Origin of the sequence: Microbacterium sp. F51-2R, assembly GCF_052180235.1 — a bacterium.
In the GTDB taxonomy this organism is placed as follows: domain Bacteria; phylum Actinomycetota; class Actinomycetes; order Actinomycetales; family Microbacteriaceae; genus Microbacterium.
Window position 1 is genome coordinate 386,034 of record NZ_CP197470.1, and the last position, 17,564, is coordinate 403,597.

Sequence of the window (17,564 nt, forward strand, 5' to 3'; positions counted from 1 at the left end):
GCGGTGGCGTCCGAGTGCTTTCACGAGTGGACGGTGACAGTCCGCATGGCGAGGCGGCCGTTGCCGTCCTTGACCACGACGTCGAAGGTGACCGGGGCGGCCGGTGGCGCCGCCGCGACCGTGATCGTCACATCGTCCCCCGTGATCCCGATCGACGCCTTCGCGTCTGCCGGTGGCTGCTCCGCGACCGTGAGGCCGCCCGAGTGAGCGGTGGCGGACAGGACGAGCGGAGCGCCGGGCGTCGCTTCGAACACGGCCCCGCCGTCTTTGCGGGGAAGGCTGAAGTTCGGGTCGATCGTGAGGGTGAACGCGCGCTCCACGATCCCCATCGTCGCATCGCCGAACGTCACGGTCACCGGCACATCGGTGCGGTCGGCGACGGCGCGGCGCCCCTTGAGACCGATCTTCCACTTCTCGCCGCGAGGTGGCGCGTCGCCGACGCGCGTCGCCTGCACGCCGGGCCCGGCGCCGACGATCGACGCCGGGCCCGCGATCTTCACGACGAACGTGACCTCGTGATCGTCGGCCGCGGCGATCGCGGCGGCGGGGAGCGCCGGCAGGTCGGCGACGCGTACGACGACGTCGCGGACGGGCAGCCAGAGCTCCCCCTGCAGATAGCTGCGACCGGCCCCGGGGAGGTCCTGCGGTTCGAGATCGAAGATGCCGGCGTCGCCCGGATCGACGTGCGCCCAGATGCGCAGGCGCGCGTTGACGCTGGCGACGCCGAGCCCAGCGGTCGTCGGCGACGTGAACGCGACGTCCCACCCGGATCCGCCCGGCCGCGGCGTGGCCGTCCCCGGCGATGGTCCGGCACCGCCGCCGGGCGCTCGCACGACGGTCGCCTGCCACGTCGACGTATCCGAGCCGCCGACGATGAGCGTGGCCTTCTCGGTGACGAAGCGGTCGAGGGTCGTCGTGCCGGCCGGGACGGCGCCCGCGCCCGTCGGTATGGGCGGCGACCACGCGACATCCTCGCCCCCGAGCGTGACGTCGCTCGTGACCGTGATCACGGCCGTGCTCGTCTGTGCCGGTCCGCCGGAGCCGCCGTTCACGGTCCACTGGCCGGGGCTCGCCGGGAGCAGATAGAACCCCGTGCTCCGCACGACGGCGCGGGGCTCCGGCACGGCTGCCCGGAGCCGGATCTGCGCGTTCGCACCAGGAGCCACCGTCGCGAACGGCACGGGCACGCCGGCCGGGTCGTCGACCTGAACGGTGGCGCCGCCCTGGAAGAGCGCCGCGGGCAGATGGGAGATCGCCGTCCCGCTGGACATCAGGGTGAAGCTCGTGTGGGTCGTGGGGGCGTTGCCGATCCCCTCGCGTGTCGCGCGTTCCTTGGGCGATCCGCCGTACCACATGAGCCGTGCGGAGCGTCCGAGCCGGATCGAACGCTGCGCGTCCGAGTTGTCGGCGTAGAGGTCGGGCCCGCACCGCGAGGTGGCGATCCAGCTCATCCCCTCATTGGCCGAGACGATCGTCGAATACAGATCGCCGCTGCTGCGACTGGCCTGCTGCTCGAGGAAGTTCTGCTCGCCGTCCGGCACGAGAAGCGGCACGAAGCCGATGAACGGGATCCACGAACGCAGATCCGTCGCCATCGTCACGACGTTGGCGAGGAGGATCTTCCAGTCCCGGGTCGCGTCGACCGTCCGGTCGACGCGCGGGATCGCTTTCGCGATGAGCGAGTTGACGGGGTTGAACACGCGGTTCCAGTCGGCGAACTGCATCCGGTGCAGCAGCCATTCGCGTGCCTTCGCGGATGGGAGCAGCGGACTCAGGATGACGAAGGTCCACGCCAGCTGCATGAGTCCGCCCATGCTGAAGAACTCGAAGACGTTGAGGTCGGCGAACGCCTTGTCGACCTTGCCGTCGTCGCCTTTGATCGTCTTGGCCCAGTCCTGCAGCCACAGTCCCGAGTCCGCATCGGCGACCGCGACGATGTCGCGGATGGTGCGGACGAGGCCCCAGACGGGAAGGGCGCCCATGAGCGGCCCCCAGTACGTGTTCTGCACGGTGTGGTGCAGCTCGTGCTCGAGGAGGGCGTCGCCGAGCGGGAAGCGCGCGGAGGGATCCTCCGGGACCTGCACCTCTCCCGCGCGCGGCGTGACGGCCCGCCCGGCGGCGGGCCGCTCGGCGTGCGAGGCCTGCAGCTGCCAGAACTGGAGGGTCGTCGACGACATCGTCAGCGTGTCCCGCCGGGGATAGTCGTCTTCACGGTCCGGCTCCCATTTCGTCGTGGAACCGTCGATCTTCAGCGGCAGGTCGATGTGCCAATAGTGGTCGGCCTCGACGTCGAGCGGCGTGAATGTCGCGTGGAAGTCGCCCGCCGCCTCCGCGGGGAGCGATCCCGCGCGGAACGCGAACCACGTCATCCGCCGCTCCGCCGCGGGAGGGGCGACCGCCAGCATCTCGTCGGGCCAGTTGCCGAACGCGCTCGGAAGCGTTCCCTGCGTCCACTTGACGAACTGCCCGGGCGGCACGGTCGCCGCGGTCGTCGTCGCCGCACCGTCGTAGCGGACGGCGCTGAAGGGACCGGTGCCCACGAGCTCGTCCACGACGATGACGGTGACGTCGCCGATCGAGGCGACCCGCCGCACCTGGGCCGCGCCGCCCGCGTCGACGACGCGGACAGCCGTGTCCGGCGCGAACACCGCCGTTGAACGCGGGCCGACGGTCGCCCGGTCGCCCGCGAGGGCGGTGATGGTCGCGGCATCCTTGTCGGCATCCGTCTCGTGCAGTCTCACGACGCTGGTGACACTCGATCCGGCGGGCACGAGCGGATCGATCCGGATGCGCGAGTCGGCCCCCGCGGCCTCGACGGCGACGATGACGGCGTCATGCCGGAGGGTCGTCGGAGCATCGAGCACCGTGATGAGGTCACCGACGGCGAGCGGTGTCGCGGCGGGCGGATTCGCCCCACCGGGGCCGGGAGCGAGGGCGGGCGGCGCCTTGACCAGGAGGCGCCTGTCCGCCTCGAGCGTGGCGTCGCGCAGCGTGCCCTCGGCGGCCAGCCGGGAGAGCTTCGTGCCGACCGCCGCGGCGGCTCCGACGGCGGGTGCCAGTTCCACGACGATCCTGAGGTCGGAGACCTGGCTCACCGACTCGGCTCTGCCGCCCGCGGCGGGCGTGGTCGGGGTGAAGCCCCACACCTCCCCCTTCGCGACGTCGTGCGGGGGTGTCGCCAGCGTCGCCTCGAGGGCCGGCGCCCCGGCGGCGGCCCATCCGACGCTCGTGACGGCGCTCTTCATCATCTCGCGGACGGCGTAGGCGGGGTTCGCCCCGCCCGCCGGGAAGCGGCCGAGCGGCAGAGCGTGGTCCAGCACGATCGTGCGCGGCGGGAGCACGGCGGCGATGTGCCCGTACGCGGCGGTCGCCGCGTTGTCGGCGAGCGCCACCTCGACGACGGGGCCGGCGGCGAGCGCGGCGGTACCCGAGACGTCGAGGGCGAAGCCGCGTCCGCTCGTGAGATCCCCCCGGGTCGAGCCCGCACCGCCGGCGGGCGGCGCCTCGACGTATTCGGCGACCGAGAGCGTTCCCTTGAGCGCCGTCTGGAGGGGCGCGGTGAGGTGGACGGTGCCGGGGGCGCGTGGCTCACCCGGGGGCACGTCGTCGTTGTAGACCTGGACGCCGGCGGCCAGGTCGTCGACCCGATTGCCGGGTCCGCGTGACCACCATGTGCCCTGGATGCGGAGCCGGCCGTCGTCGGTGCCGCTCACGGCCAGCGCCGAGCGCCGCACCGACCCGTCGGTGAAGGGGGTCGTGGTGGGATCGGGTCCGGGCGCAGCGCCCGGGGCACGGGGAAGCCCGAGCTCGTCGACCTCGAGCACTCGCGTCCGATTGAGCATCTCGACGTTCTGGCGTCCGATCCAGATGACGTGGCCGATCGTGACGGCGCGGTCCGTGTCGATGCCCTGTCCCGACACGACCCGCGGCAGGAAGCCGTTGAGGGCGAAGGCTGCGGTCCCCTGCCTCGAACTGCCCGCGAGCCACCGCGCGTTGGCGATCGTGTGCTGCTTCCACGGATGCGTCCCGCCCGTGAAGAGCATCCCGAACAGCCCGATGATCTCCATGTAGAGGTTGAGCGGCTCGAACAGGAAGAGCGAGACGGAGGTGAGCGGGAAGCCCCAGGTGGGGGCGAGGATGACGGTCAGGATGCCGTTCACCCACGCCGCGTGGCCGTCGAAGTCGGGGCGCGACAGCGGATCCCATCGGCTCAGCGCGTACGCGAGCTGCCCCGTCGAGGGGAGCTCCGCCTGCCGTCGCACCTCGCCCGCGCTGAGCCCGCCCAGCCGTCGCGGGTCGTCCTCTCCGCCGTGCCAGGGATCCGGCGTCAGGAAAGTCGCGGTGTCGGGGTCGTACACGCGGGCACCGAAGACGATGAGCCGGCTCGAACCGTCGGCGATGTGCCCGAAGAGGGTCGGGCGCCACGCCGCGCCGACCGCACCGAACGGCGGCTGCATGGCCTCCTCGCGGCGCCAGCCGCCGTCGGTCTCGCGCACGAGCACGCCGAGGAGGGTTCCGGCGTCGTCGGTGACGTAGAGCTCGTCGAGGGTGCCGTCCGCGTCGACCCGCGCGAGCGGCCGGCCGCGCCACCAGAGGAACACCCAGAGGCGGCGGCCCGGTCGGCGAGTTCCGACACGCGCGAGACCGAGACGAGCCCGCGACCCGTCGGCGGCCTGTCCACGACGCCCACGATGCCCACGATCCCCGCGGCCGCGGGAAGCGGAGGAAGGATGTCGAAGGTCGCTTCGACGGACACTCCTGGCACGACAAGCACGGGCATGGCTCGCTCCAACCCTCGACGGCGCTCCCCAGCCCGAAGTGATCGGGCCGCCCCGACGCGCACTATACTCGCGCCGCCGAAACGGCACAATGAACGTCGTGGGTCCGCGAGGTCGCCCTGCGCCGCCCTCCGAGATCAGGCGGAGGCTGCGGCGCGCTCCAGGATCAGCTCGCGCACGCGCGCGGCGTCGGCCTGGCCCTTCATCGCCTTCATGACCGCACCGATGATGGCGCCCGCCGCCTGCACCTTGCCGTCGCGGATCTTCTCGAGCACGTCGGGCTGGGCGGCCAGTGCCTCGTCGATCGCGGCGATGAGCGGACCGTCGTCGGAGACGACGGCGAGCCCGCGGGCGTCGACGACCTCCTGCGGAGTCCCTTCACCCGCGACGACGCCCTCGAGCACCTGGCGCGCGAGCTTGTCGGTCAGCGTTCCTTCGTCGATGAGCTTCTGGAGCGCGGCGACATCGGCCGGAGTCGCGAGGCTCGACACCTCGCGGCCCTCGGCATTGGCGATGCGCGTGAGCTCGCCCGTCCACCACTTGCGTGCGGCGGCAGGGGATGCGCCGGCGGCGATCGTCGCCTCGACCTCGGCGAGCAGGCCGCCGTTGGCGACATCCTGGAACTCGAGGTCGGTGAAGCCCCACTGGGCCTTCAGGCGGCGGCGATGCGCGGCGGGAGGCTCGGGGAGCTGCGTGCGCAGGTGCTCGATGAGCTCCGTCGACGGGGCCACCGGCAGCAGGTCGGGCTCCGGGAAGTAGCGGTAGTCGTCGGCGTCGGACTTCGGACGGCCCGGCGAAGTGGCACCGGTGTCTTCGTGCCAGTGCCGCGTCTCCTGCGTGATGGTGCCGCCGGCGGCGAGGATCGCGGCCTGGCGCTGGATCTCGTAGCGCACGGCGCGCTCGACCGAGCGCATGGAGTTGACGTTCTTCGTCTCGGTGCGCGTGCCGAGCTTCTCGGCTCCCCGGGGGCGCAGCGATACGTTGGCGTCGCAGCGGAGATTGCCGCGCTCCATGCGCGCCTCCGAGATGCCGAGCGAGAGCACGATGTCGCGGATCGTCCGCACGTATGCGGCGGCGAGTTCGGGAGCCCTCTCCTCGGCGCCGAAGATCGGCTTGGTGACGATCTCGACGAGCGGCACGCCGGCGCGGTTGTAGTCGACGAGCGAGTACTCGGCGCCGTGGATGCGTCCGGTCGAGCCTCCGACGTGCGTGAGCTTGCCGGCATCCTCTTCCATGTGCGCACGTTCGATCGGCACCGTCACGATCGTGCCGTCGGTGAGCTCGACCTCGACTTCGCCCTCGAACGCGATGGGCTCGTCGTACTGCGAGATCTGGTAGTTCTTGCCGAGGTCGGGATAGAAGTAGTTCTTGCGGGCGAATCGGCTCGACGGCGCGATCGAGCAGCCGAGCGCGAGGCCCAGGCTGATCGAGAAGCGCACGGCCTCTTCGTTCACGACGGGGAGAGCGCCCGGCAGGCCCATGTCGACGGGGGCGACGAGCGTGTTGGGCGCTGCGTCGTGGTTCTCCTCGTGCGCGGGGTTCGGCGCGGCCGAGAACATCTTCGTGCGCGTGTTGAGCTCGACGTGCACCTCGAAGCCGAGAACCGGCTCGTACAGCTCGAGGGCCTTGTCGAAGTCCATGAGTGCGACCTTCGCCATCAGCGGGCGCCTCCCTTCGCACCGACGACCGGCGCCCTGTCGAGGAGCGGACCGCCCCACGAGTCGACGAGCGCCGCTTCGAGGGCGGCGCCGACGCGATAGAGCCGCGCGTCTTCACGCGCGGGCGCGAGGAACTGGATGCCGACGGGCAGCCCGTCTTCGGCGGCGAGACCCGACGGGATCGAGATGCCCGGGACGCCCGCGAGGTTCGCGGGGATCGTCGTGACGTCGTTGAGGTACATCTGCAGCGGGTCGTCGATCTTCTCGCCGAGGCGGAACGCCGTCGTGGGAGCGGACGGCGTCGCGATGACGTCGACCTTCGTGAACGCCTCGTCGAAGTCGCGCTGGATGAGCGTGCGCACCTTCTGCGCCGAGCCGTAGTAGGCGTCGTAATACCCTGCCGAGAGGGCGTACGTGCCGAGGATGATGCGTCGCTTGACCTCGTCGCCGAAGCCGGCTTCGCGCGTCGCGGCCATGACCTCCTCGACCGTGGAGGAGGCGTGCGGCGTGACGCGGAGGCCGAAGCGCACCGAGTCGAACTTGGCGAGGTTGCTGGATGCCTCGGCGGGAAGCACGAGGTAGTACGCCGCCACGCCGTACTCGAAGTGCGGGGCGCTGACCTCGACGATCTCGGCGCCCTGCGCCTCCATGACCGCCAGCGCCTCGCGGAAGGACGCGGAGACGCCGGCCTGGAAGCCGCTGTCGTCGAGCTCGGCGATGACGCCGACCTTGAGCCCCTTGAGGACGTCGCCGCGGGCGCCCTCGCGGGCGGCGTCGGCGAACGACGGCCACGCGTCGGTGAGCGAGGTCGAATCGTGCGGGTCGTGGCCGCCGATGACGTCGTGCAGGAGACCCGCGTCGAGCACCGTGCGCGTCACGGGGCCGACCTGGTCGAGGCTCGAGGCGAGCGCGATGGCGCCGTAGCGGCTCACCCCGCCGTACGTCGGCTTGACGCCGACCGTGCCGGTGACGTGGGCGGGCTGACGGATCGAGCCACCGGTGTCGGAGCCGAGCGCGAGGGGCGCCTCGAAGGCGGCGACGGCCGCGGCCGAGCCGCCGCCCGAGCCGCCGGGGATGCGGTCGAGGTCCCACGGGTTGTGCGTGGGGCCGTAGGCCGAGTGCTCCGTCGATGAGCCCATCGCGAACTCGTCCATGTTCGTCTTGCCGAGGGGGACGAGGCCCGCCACGCGCGAACGCGCCACGACGGTGGCGTCGAAGGGCGACATGTAGCCCTCGAGGATCTTGGATCCGCTCGTGGACGGCATGTCGGTCGTGACGAGCACGTCCTTGATCGCGAGCGGGACGCCGGCAAGTGCGCCGAGCGCTTCGCCCGCCGCGCGGCGACGGTCGATCTGCGCCGCGACATCGAGGGCGTGATCGCTCACGTGGAGGAAGGCGTGGACGTCGCCGTCGACCTCGGCGATGCGGTCGAGGTGGGCCTGCGTGGCCTCGACGCTCGAGACCGCGCCGGAGGCGAGCTGGTCGGCGAGGTCGGCGGCGGTCAGTCGTGTCAGGTCGCTCACTTACTGCTCCTCCCCCAGGATCGCGGTCACGCGGAAGCGGTCGTCCGAGGCATCCGGCGCATTCTGGAGCGCCTCCTCGAGCGTGAGCGTGCCTCCGACGACGTCGGGACGGAAGACGTTCCGCATCGGGATGGGGTGGCTCGTCGCGGGGACCTCGGGCGTCGCGACCTGCGACACCTTGGCGATGTTGTCGACGATCACATCGAGCTGCCCGGTGAGGCGCTCGACCTCCTCGTCGCTCAGCTGGATCCGGGCGAGCACACCGAGATGGCGCACGAGATCGGGGGTGATTTCAGACACCACGTCAGTCTAGTTGGGGTCGGTGAGGCGTCCTGGCCGGGCGTATCCTGACCCCGTGACGACGACGTATGACCCGCCTCGCCCGTGGATCGCCAGCTACGCTCCGGGGGTTCCCGCCGATCTCGAACCGGTGACGGGTTCGCTCGTCGACATCGTCGAGGCATCCGCCCGCGACTACCCGGATGCGCCGGCTCTGCAGTTCTTCGGGAAGGAGACGTCGTACCGGGCGCTGCAGGAGGCGGTCGAGCGTGCCGCCGCGGGCCTCAAGGCGCGAGGCGTCGGGCCGGGCGACCCCGTGGCGATCGTGCTCCCCAACTGCCCCCAGCACATCGTCGCCTTCTACGCGATCCTGCGCGTCGGCGCCGTCGTCGTCGAGCACAACCCGCTCTACACGCCCCGCGAGCTGCGCAAGCAGTTCGAGGACCACGGCGCCAAGCACGCCATCGTGTGGAGCAAGGTGGTCGCGACGGTGCAGGAGTTCCCCGAAGACCTCGAGGTGACGAACCTCATCTCGGTCGACATCACCAAGGCGATGCCCATCGTCACCCGCGCGGCGCTGCACCTGCCGATCAAGAAGGCGCGCGAGTCCCGCGCGGCGCTGCACGAGCGCGTCTCGGGCACGACCACGTGGGAGCAGCTCCTCACCGCGGATCGGCTGCCGGCGACGCACCCGAAGCCCGCGACCGATGATCTGGCGATCATCCAGTACACGAGCGGGACGACGGGCACGCCGAAGGGCGCGAGCCTGACCCACCGCAATCTGCTGGCCAACGCGGCGCAGGCGCGCGCATGGGTGCCGTCGATCCAGCGCGGGCACGGATGCGTCGTCTACGCCGTGCTTCCCATGTTCCACGCGTACGGACTGACCCTGTGCCTCACCTTCGCGATGTCGATGGGCGCCCGGCTCGTGCTCTTCCCGCGCTTCGATCCCGACATGGTGCTCGCGGTGACCAAGAAGCACCCCGCGACCTTCCTTCCGCTCGTGCCTCCCATCGCCGACCGGCTGCTCAAGGCGTCGCGCGAGAAGGGCATCTCCATTGCGGGCACCGAGGTGGCTATCTCGGGCGCCATGGCGCTGCCGCACGAACTCGTCGTGCCCTTCGAGGCCGCCAGCGGCGGATACCTCGTCGAAGGCTACGGCCTGTCGGAGTGCTCCCCCGTGCTCATGGCGAACCCCGTCGCCGACAACCGCGTGCCGGGGACCGTCGGGCTGCCGCTCCCGGGCACCGAGTGCCGCGTCGTCGATCCCGATGACCCGTCGACGGATGTCGAGCCCGGCGGCCGCGGGGAGCTCGTCGTGCGCGGACCCCAGGTGTTCCAGGGCTACTACGGCAAGCCCGAGGAGACCGAGGCGGTCTTCGTCGACGGCTGGTTCCGCACCGGCGACATCGTCACGATCGACGAGGCCGGCTTCGTGCGGATCGTCGACCGCATCAAGGAGCTCATCATCACGGGCGGCTTCAACGTCGCGCCGACCGAGGTCGAGAACGCCCTCCGCCAGCACCCCGACATCGAGGATGCGGCAGTGGTGGGCCTCCCGAGCGACCACTCCGGCGAGGAGGTCGTCGCCGCGGTCGTGTGCGCTCCCGGCCGGGAGGTCGACGTCGAAGCCCTCCGTGACTTCGCCCGCGGCATCCTGACCCCCTACAAGGTGCCGCGCCGCATCTTCGTCGTCGACGAGCTGCCGAAGTCGCTCATCGGCAAGGTGCTGCGCCGACAGGTGCGCGAGTCGCTCCTCACCCTCACGACGGGCTCGTAGCACCCGGATCGGGGTCACCATGCCGTGAAGTCGCCGGGGCGCGGCTGGATCCACACGGCGTTGGAGTATTCGTCGTCCCACGGGAAGCGGCCGTCGCGGTCGTCGTAGGTCAGCTGCAGGAGGTCGACGGAGTGCTCGTCGGGGCGCTGGTAGAAGCGGTTCGCGGCGAAGGCGATCTGCCCGGGGTTGGGCACCGACTCGACCGTGACCCGGTGGCTCCAGCCGGCGAACTCGAGCAGCTGCCCCGGCACGATGTCGTGGCCTGCCCGGACCCGGTCGGCCACGTCGTTGAGCAGCAGACCGGTCGTGCGCGGGTCGAGGCCGAAGACGAGCAGCTCGGGATGCCCCATCCCGAAGAGGCCGATCGTGTAGGCGAACGGCGTCTCTCGGCGACGCATGTCACCGCCGACGTACTCGAGGCTTACGCCGTGCTTGCGAATGGTCTGCGCCGTGCGCTTGTCTTCCTGGTCGAGCCAGGCGATCACGGCGGGGTCGGGGGTCAAGGTCATCTCGGTGTCCTCTCCTGAAGGACTTCCGAGATTAGAACATACCTACGACACTCGTGGCGGCCGAGGGTGCGGACGTCACCCGGCGTCGGGAGCGAGCGCCTCCAGCGCGCCGGGGCCCTGCTCGACGAGGATGCGGAACTGTGCCGCGTCGATGATGCGCACGCCGAGCTCCTCCGCCTTGGCGAGCTTGGAGCCTGCGCCCGGGCCCGCGGCGACGAAGTCGGTCTTCTTCGAGACGCTCGATGCGGCCTTGCCGCCGGCCTTGATGATCGCCTCCTGCGCCCCCTCGCGCGAGTAGCCCTCGAGGCTGCCCGTCGCGACGACCGTGAGGCCCTCGAGAACCCCGCCTTCGACGACGGCCGCACCGGGCCCGGGGTGCCCCGGTGTCGCCAGCTGCGCGCCGGCGGCCTCCCACCGCTGCACGATCTCGCGGTGCCAGTCCACGTCGAACCAGTCGATGAGCGCGTCGGCGATGATGCCGCCGACGCCTTCGACGGCGGCGAGCTCCTCGCGGGAGGCCGCGCGGATCGCCTCGAGCGAGCCGAACCACTGGGCGAGGGCGCGGGCGGCCACGGGGCCGACGTGGCGGATGCTCAACGCGACGAGGAAGCGCCACAGGTCTTTCGTCTTGGCCTTCTCGAGCTCCTCGATGAGGGTGATCGCCTGTGCGGAAGGCTGGGGGCCTGTCAGGCCCGACTTCTTCTCGGCAGCGCTGGGATTGCGCCGGAACGGCGCGCGGCGGACGGGCTCGCCCGTCTTCTCGTCGACCTTCAGCTCACCGGTCTCGGCGTCGCGGACGACGACCTCGATCGGCACGAGCTGATCGAGCGTGAGGTCGAAGAGCCCCGCCTCGGTCGGCAGCGGCGGGACGTCGGGAACCGAGGGCTGCGTGAGCGCGGCCGCCGTCACCTCGCCGAGCGCCTCGATGTCGAGGGCACCCCGCGAGCCGATGTGCTCGACGCGCCCGCGCACCTGCGCGGGGCAGGACCGCGTGTTGGGGCAGCGCAGATCGACGTCGCCCTCCTTGGACGGGGAGAGCGGCGAGCCGCACTCGGGGCAGTTCTCGGGCATGACGAACTCGCGCTCCGTGCCGTCACGCAGCTCGACGACCGGCCCGAGCACTTCGGGAATGACGTCGCCCGCCTTGCGGAGCACGACGGTGTCGCCGATGAGCACGCCCTTGACCCGCACGACGTCCTGGTTGTGCAGCGTCGCCTGTCGCACGACGCTCCCGGCGACGCGCGCAGGCGCCATGACGGCGAACGGTGTCGCGCGCCCGGTGCGCCCCACCGATACGACGATGTCGAGGAGCCTCGTGTTCACCTGCTCGGGCGGGTACTTGTAGGCGATCGCCCATCTCGGCGCGCGGCTGGTCGCGCCCAGCTCGTCGTGCAGCGCCAGCTCGTCGACCTTGACGACGATGCCGTCGATCTCGTGCTCGACATCGTGCCGGTGCTCGCCGTAGTGCTCGACGAAGTCGATGACCCCGTCGATGGCGTCGGTCGTGCGGTAGTACGGGCTGGTGGGGAGCCCCCACTCCGCGAGCAGCGCGTACACCTCGCTCTGCGAGGCGACCGGCGGCTCAGACCAGGCGCCGATGCCGTGCACGAAGAGGCGGAGGGACGCGACGCGCGCCTCGCCGGCCTCGAGCTCGAGGCCGTCCTTCTTCTCGAGCTGCTGGCGCAGGCCGCCGCTGGCGGCGTTGCGGGGATTCGCGAATGCGGGGAATCGCCGGTCGGCCGACCGGCGCGCCCGGTCGTCGTCGACCCCGCGGGCGCGCGCATCGGCGAAGACGCGCTCGCGCAGCCGCGCCTGCAGGGCGTTGAGCTCCTCGAACGCCGCGACGGGGATGAAGACCTCGCCGCGCACCTCGACGATCGGCGGGTGACCGGTGCCCGAGAGGCGGTCGGGGATACCGGCGACGCGCAGGGCGTTGACCGTGACGTCCTCCCCGACCCGGCCGTCGCCGCGCGTGGCCGCCGACGTGAGCTGGCCGTTCTCGTAGCGGAGGCTGATCGCGAGCCCGTCGATCTTCAGCTCCGTCAGCCAGCGCACGCGGCGCCCCGCGCCATCCTGCGCCTTGCGGCACCAGTCGCGCAGCTCGTCCTCGCTGAAGACGTTGTCGAGGCTGAGCATGCGCTCGGCGTGCTCCACCGGCGCGAACAGCGTCGAGGTCGCCGCCCCGACGTTCAGCGTCGGCGAGTCCTGCGTCTGCAGCTCGGGGTGCATCCTCTCGAGCTCTTCGAGCCGGCGCATCCACCCGTCGTAGGTCGCGTCGTCGACGATCTCGGCATCGCGCCCGTAATAGGCGTCGCGGGCCCCGATGATGCGGTCGGTGAGGCCCTGGGCCTCTGACCGCGCCTCGTCGAGCGAAAGGTCTGCAGAGTGCTCGGCATCCGTCACTCCGCCAGTCTAGGGAGGGCCTCCGACCCTCAGACCGGCGCGGGCCCGGCCGACACGGTGCGGTCGATCGTGAACTGCCCGATGACGCGCGTCCCGTCGTAGAGCACGGCCGTCTGTCCGGGCGCGACGCCGTCGAAGGGCTCGTCCGGGCGCACCGCGAGCACACCGTCGGTCAGCGTCGCGACGGCAGGCACGGGATCGGCGTGCGCGCGGATCTGCGCGTGGCAGGCGAACGACGAGGACTCCGGCGCGCGCCCCGACCACGTGTACCGCTCCCCCGCGATCACGGCCGTCGCGAGCGCCTCCTTCGGCCCGACCACGACGGTGTTCGAGACGGGACGCACCTCCAGCACGAAGCGCGGCTTGCCATCGGGTGCGGGGACGCCGAGAGAGAGGCCTCGGCGCTGGCCGACGGTGTAGGCATGGGCTCCCTCGTGCGAACCCACGACCGCGCCGGACCGGTCGACGATCTCGCCCGAGGCGGTGCCGACCTTCTCGGCGAGCCAGCCGCGCGTGTCGCCGTCGGGGATGAAGCAGATGTCGTGGCTGTCGGGCTTGTGCGCCACGGTCAGGCCGCGTTCGGCGGCTTCGGCGCGGACGAGGGACTTGGAGGGCGTCGCGCCGAGGGGGAAGTAGGTGTGCGCGAGCTGCTCGGCCGTGAGGACGCCGAGCACATAGGACTGGTCCTTCGCGGCATCCGACGCCCGATGCAGCTCGCGACCTTCGGGCCCCTCGACGAGCGTGGCGTAGTGCCCCGTGCAGACGGCGTCGAAGCCGAGCTCGAGCGCGCGCTCGAGCAGGGCCGCGAACTTGATCTTCTCGTTGCAGCGCATGCACGGGTTGGGGGTGCGCCCGGCACGGTACTCCTGGATGAAGTCGTCGATGACGTCGTCGCGGAAGCGCTCTGAGAAGTCCCATACGTAGAACGGGATGCCGAGGCGATCGGCGGCGCGCCGCGCGTCCATGGCGTCTTCGATCGTGCAGCAGCCGCGGCTGCCGGTGCGGAGGGTCCCCCCCGCGCGCGACAGCGCGAGGTGCACGCCGACGACGTCGTGGCCGGCTTCCACGGCGCGCGCGGCGGCGACGGCGGAGTCCACTCCCCCGCTCATGGCTGCCAGTACGCGCATCGCTCCAGTCTAGGAGCGCGCGGCTGTGCGGGTCCCGGATGCCGCGGCCCGCGCCCGCTCGACGGCTGCGGGGAGCGCGGCCAGCACCGCATCGACATCCGCGTCCGTCGAGGTGCGACCGAGCGTGAGCCTCAGCACCTGGCGGGCCTCGGCATCCGTCCTTCCCAGCGCCCGCACGACGTGCGAGGGCTCGGGCACGCCCGCCTGGCACGCGGATCCCGTCGAGACCGACACCCCTTCCTGGTCGAGGAGGAACAGGAGCGTCTCGCCGCCCGCGCCGGGGAAGAGCACATGGGCGTTGCCGGGGAGCCGGTGCTGCGGGTCGCCGAGGAGCTCCGCGCCCGGGACGGACGACAGGATGCCGCGCACGAGCCGGTCGCGCAGGGCCGACAGTCGCAGGGCCTCGGCCTCGAGCTCGGCGTGGGCGAGCTCAGCGGCGACCGCGAACGCGACGGCTCCCGGCACGTCCTGCGTGCCGGCGCGGAGACCGCGCTGCTGTCCGCCGCCGTGCAGGAGCGGCGCGAGCGCGGCGTGCCGCGACACGACGAGAGCACCCACCCCCGTGGGGCCGCCGATCTTGTGCGCCGACACGCTCAGTGCGACGAGCCCTGCCGAGCCGGAGGCATCCGCCCGCCACCGCCGGAACGAGACGGGCGCGTGGCCGAAGGCCGACACGGCGTCGAGGTGCAGCGGCACACCGGCGGCGCGGGACGCCTCGGCGAGCCCCGCGACGTCGTTGATGGTCCCGACCTCGTTGTTGGCCACGAGCGCCGTCGCGAGCGCCGCGGCGCCAGAGAGCGCCGCGGCGCCAGAGGGCGACGCCGCGGCAGAGGTCGAGGTCTCGGACCCCGGGCCGAACCCCGTGCCGGAGCCGGCCCCGCCTTCGAGAGCCCCCGCGAATCCGTCCACCGGGATGCGCCCGACGCCGTCGAGCGCGACCGCCCGTACGAGGGCGCCCTCGCGCCCCGCGAGCCACTCCACCGCGTCGAGCGTCGCGTGATGCTCGCCGTCGGGCAGCACGATCGCGTCGGCGCCCGGCCGGCGCGCCCACCACAGCCCCTTGAGGGCGAGGTTCACCGCCTCGGTGCCGCCGGAGGTGAAGACGACCTCGATCGGATCGCAGTCCAGCGTCGCGGCGAGCCGCTCCCGCGCGTCCTCGAGCAGCCGTCGCACGGCCTGGCCCGAGCCGTGGATCGACGACGCGTTCCCGAGAGACCGCGTCGCATCGATCCAGGAATCGAGTGCCTCGGGCCGCAGCGGCGAGGTCGCGGCATGGTCGAGATAGACGGTCATCGACTCACCCCTGTCCTGCAGTAGCGCTCCCGGCGTTCGCCGTGATTACTCTAGATCGCATGTCCCATACGGACTCCCTCGCAATCGTCTCCTCGCCCGGGCTTCTCAGCGAAGACCTCGACGGGCTCGGCGTCACGGTCTCACCCGACGGCGCGACGCTGCGCGTCTGGTCGGAGAACGCCGACGGCGTCGAGCTCGTGGTCTTCGACGACACCGACCTCGACTGGATCACCCACGAGGAGCCCCTCCTTCCGGCGGGCGGCGGCCTCTGGGAGATCACGACGCCGCTCCTGCGCCCCGGCGCCCGGTACGCGCTGCGCGTGCAGGGCCCGCACGGGCCGGGCAACACCTTCAACCCGCGGACGCTCCTGATCGATCCGTATGCGAAGGGGCTCGTCTCCGGCGGCTACGGCGACTGGCGCTCCGTCGTCGTCGACGGCGGCTTCGACTGGGGCGGCGTCGAGAAGCCCGCCGTGCCGCTGGACCGCACGATCATCTACGAGGGGCATGTCAAAGGCCTCTCCAAGCGGCATCCGCTCGTGCCGCCGGCCCTCCACGGCACCTATGCGGGCCTCGCGCACCCCGCGATGATCGACCACTTCCTCTCGCTCGGCGTCACGACGATCGAGCTCCTGCCCGTTCACGCCTTCACGACCGAGCCACGGCTGCTGCAGCACCACCTCGCGAACTACTGGGGCTACAACTCGCTCAACTTCTTCGCCCCGCACGCGCCGTACGCGACCGAGCAGAGCCGCGCGCAGGGCCCCGAGGCGGTGCTCCGCGAATTCAAGGGCATGGTCAAGCTCCTCCACGAAGCGGGCCTGGAGGTCGTGCTCGACGTCGTCTACAACCACACGTCGGAGGGCGAGATCGGCGGGCCGCGCACGAGCCTCCGCGGCATCGACAACCGGCGCTACTACCGCCAGCACGAGGACGGCGCGTACATCGACGTCACGGGGTGCGGCAATTCGGTCGACACGTCGACGGATGCCGCGGCCCGCCTCGTGCTCGACTCGCTGCGCTACTGGGCTAACGATGTGCAGATCGACGGGTTCCGCTTCGACCTCGCCACGACACTCGGGAGGGATGCATCGCACGCCTTCACCCCGGATCATCCGCTGCTGCAGGCCATCCGCGACGACCCGCAGCTGGCGGGTGTGAAGAAGATCGCCGAGCCGTGGGACGTCGGGATGGGCGGCTGGCAGACCGGCAACTTCGGCGAGGGCTGGCACGAGTGGAACGATCGCTATCGCGATCGCGTGCGCAACTTCTGGCTGAGCGACATCGACTACGCGCGCCGCGCCTCGACGGCGCCCGTCGGCATCGCGGGCTTCGCGACGCGCCTCGCGGGCTCCTCCAACACCTTCAGCGTCGAGCGCGGACCCCTCGCGAGCGTCAACTTCGTCACGGCGCACGACGGCTTCACGCTCCGTGACCTCGTCTCATACGACGTCAAGCACAACATGGGCAACGGCGAGCAGAACCGCGACGGCGCCGACACCAACCGATCGTTCAACCACGGCGCCGAGGGCACGACCGACGACGAGCACATCCTCGCGACGCGCCGCAAGGCGATGCGCAACCTCATGGGCACCCTCCTGCTCTCGGCGGGGATCCCCATGATCGCCGCCGGCGACGAGTTCGGCCGCACGCAGCGGGGCAACAACAACGCCTATTGCCACGACTCGCCCCTCACGTGGCTGCCATGGGAGCACGCGTCCTGGCAGCGCGACCTCTTCGCCCACGTGCAGCGACTGATCCGGGCACGGCAGGACAATCCCGCGCTGCGCCCCTCGCGCTTTGCGCGGCTCGACCAGCACACGCCCTCGGCATCCGTCATGCAGTGGTACGACGAGCACGGCGAGACGATGTCGATCGAGCGGTGGACGAATCCCGCCCACCGCACGCTGCAGTACGTCGCGGCGTCGACGCCCGAGACCGAGGATTTCAACCGCATCCTGCTCATCGTCCACGGCACGGAGCGACCCACCGCCGTCACGCTCCCCGAGATCGACGACGTCGTTCGATACGTGTCGCTGTGGTCCAGCGCCGACGAATCGCCCAGCGACGAGGGCGAGGAGTATCTGCCGGGACAGATCGTGTCGATCGAGGGCACCTCGATGCACCTGTTCCGCGTCGAATGACACTCGCGGCCGGTTCTGTCAAGGGTTGATCCGTTCTGTCGCGGCTCGCTGTGCTCCCTGACGGGGTCGC

The 17,564-nt window shown here is 71.4% G+C and carries 10 protein-coding genes; 2 read left to right on the plus strand and 8 right to left on the minus strand.

Features of this window, described 5'->3' with window-relative positions:
• Nucleotides 1-20: 20 nt before the first annotated feature.
• The 4 genes from ACSBPH_RS01960 to gatC all read right to left on the minus strand — a co-directional run bounded on the left by ACSBPH_RS01960 (nt 21) and on the right by gatC (nt 8,259).
• Nucleotides 21-4,601, minus strand: a complete 4,581-nt coding sequence (locus ACSBPH_RS01960; RefSeq protein ID WP_442575941.1) for a hypothetical protein — start codon at nt 4,599-4,601, stop codon at nt 21-23.
• A 314-nt stretch (nt 4,602-4,915) separates the two neighbouring features.
• Nucleotides 4,916-6,436, minus strand: coding sequence for an Asp-tRNA(Asn)/Glu-tRNA(Gln) amidotransferase subunit GatB (gatB, locus tag ACSBPH_RS01965; protein ID WP_442575942.1), 1,521 nt, complete (start codon nt 6,434-6,436; stop codon nt 4,916-4,918).
• Nucleotides 6,436-7,959 carry an Asp-tRNA(Asn)/Glu-tRNA(Gln) amidotransferase subunit GatA gene (gene gatA / locus ACSBPH_RS01970; RefSeq protein WP_442575943.1) on the minus strand — a complete coding sequence of 508 codons (1,524 nt, stop codon included), beginning with the start codon at nt 7,957-7,959 and terminating at the stop codon, nt 6,436-6,438. Before gatA ends, gatB begins: the two co-directional genes overlap by 1 nt.
• A complete protein-coding gene (gene gatC, locus ACSBPH_RS01975; protein ID WP_442575944.1) occupies nt 7,960-8,259 on the minus strand; it encodes an Asp-tRNA(Asn)/Glu-tRNA(Gln) amidotransferase subunit GatC in 300 nt (99 codons plus the stop codon). It abuts the gene before it with no gap.
• Nucleotides 8,260-8,314: 55 nt separating this feature from the next.
• Between gatC and ACSBPH_RS01980 the strand changes: the two genes are divergently transcribed.
• The gene (locus tag ACSBPH_RS01980; RefSeq protein WP_442575945.1) at nt 8,315-10,018 is read left to right on the plus strand and encodes a long-chain-fatty-acid--CoA ligase; all 1,704 of its coding nucleotides are present in this window, start codon (nt 8,315-8,317) and stop codon (nt 10,016-10,018) included.
• Nucleotides 10,019-10,032: 14 nt separating this feature from the next.
• Here ACSBPH_RS01980 and ACSBPH_RS01985 read toward each other — a convergent pair whose 3' ends face one another.
• The 4 genes from ACSBPH_RS01985 to ACSBPH_RS02000 form a co-directional block, all read right to left on the minus strand.
• Nucleotides 10,033-10,527: a DUF4262 domain-containing protein gene (locus ACSBPH_RS01985; RefSeq protein ID WP_442575946.1), complete on the minus strand. Its 495-nt coding sequence runs from the start codon at nt 10,525-10,527 to the stop codon at nt 10,033-10,035.
• A gap of 75 nt (nt 10,528-10,602) precedes the next feature.
• The gene (gene ligA, locus ACSBPH_RS01990; RefSeq protein WP_442575947.1) at nt 10,603-12,930 is read right to left on the minus strand and encodes an NAD-dependent DNA ligase LigA; all 2,328 of its coding nucleotides are present in this window, start codon (nt 12,928-12,930) and stop codon (nt 10,603-10,605) included.
• A 29-nt stretch (nt 12,931-12,959) separates the two neighbouring features.
• Complete coding sequence (mnmA, locus tag ACSBPH_RS01995; RefSeq protein WP_442577225.1) at nt 12,960-14,039, minus strand: tRNA 2-thiouridine(34) synthase MnmA; 1,080 nt, start codon at nt 14,037-14,039, stop codon at nt 12,960-12,962.
• 27 nt (nt 14,040-14,066) lie between these two features.
• Nucleotides 14,067-15,350, minus strand: coding sequence for a cysteine desulfurase family protein (locus tag ACSBPH_RS02000; RefSeq protein ID WP_442575948.1), 1,284 nt, complete (start codon nt 15,348-15,350; stop codon nt 14,067-14,069).
• Nucleotides 15,351-15,409: 59 nt separating this feature from the next.
• Here ACSBPH_RS02000 and glgX point away from each other — a divergent pair, with 59 nt between their 5' ends.
• On the plus strand, nt 15,410-17,494 hold the full coding sequence (glgX, locus tag ACSBPH_RS02005; RefSeq protein ID WP_442575949.1) for a glycogen debranching protein GlgX: 2,085 nt from the start codon (nt 15,410-15,412) through the stop codon (nt 17,492-17,494).
• Nucleotides 17,495-17,564 lie beyond the last annotated feature (70 nt).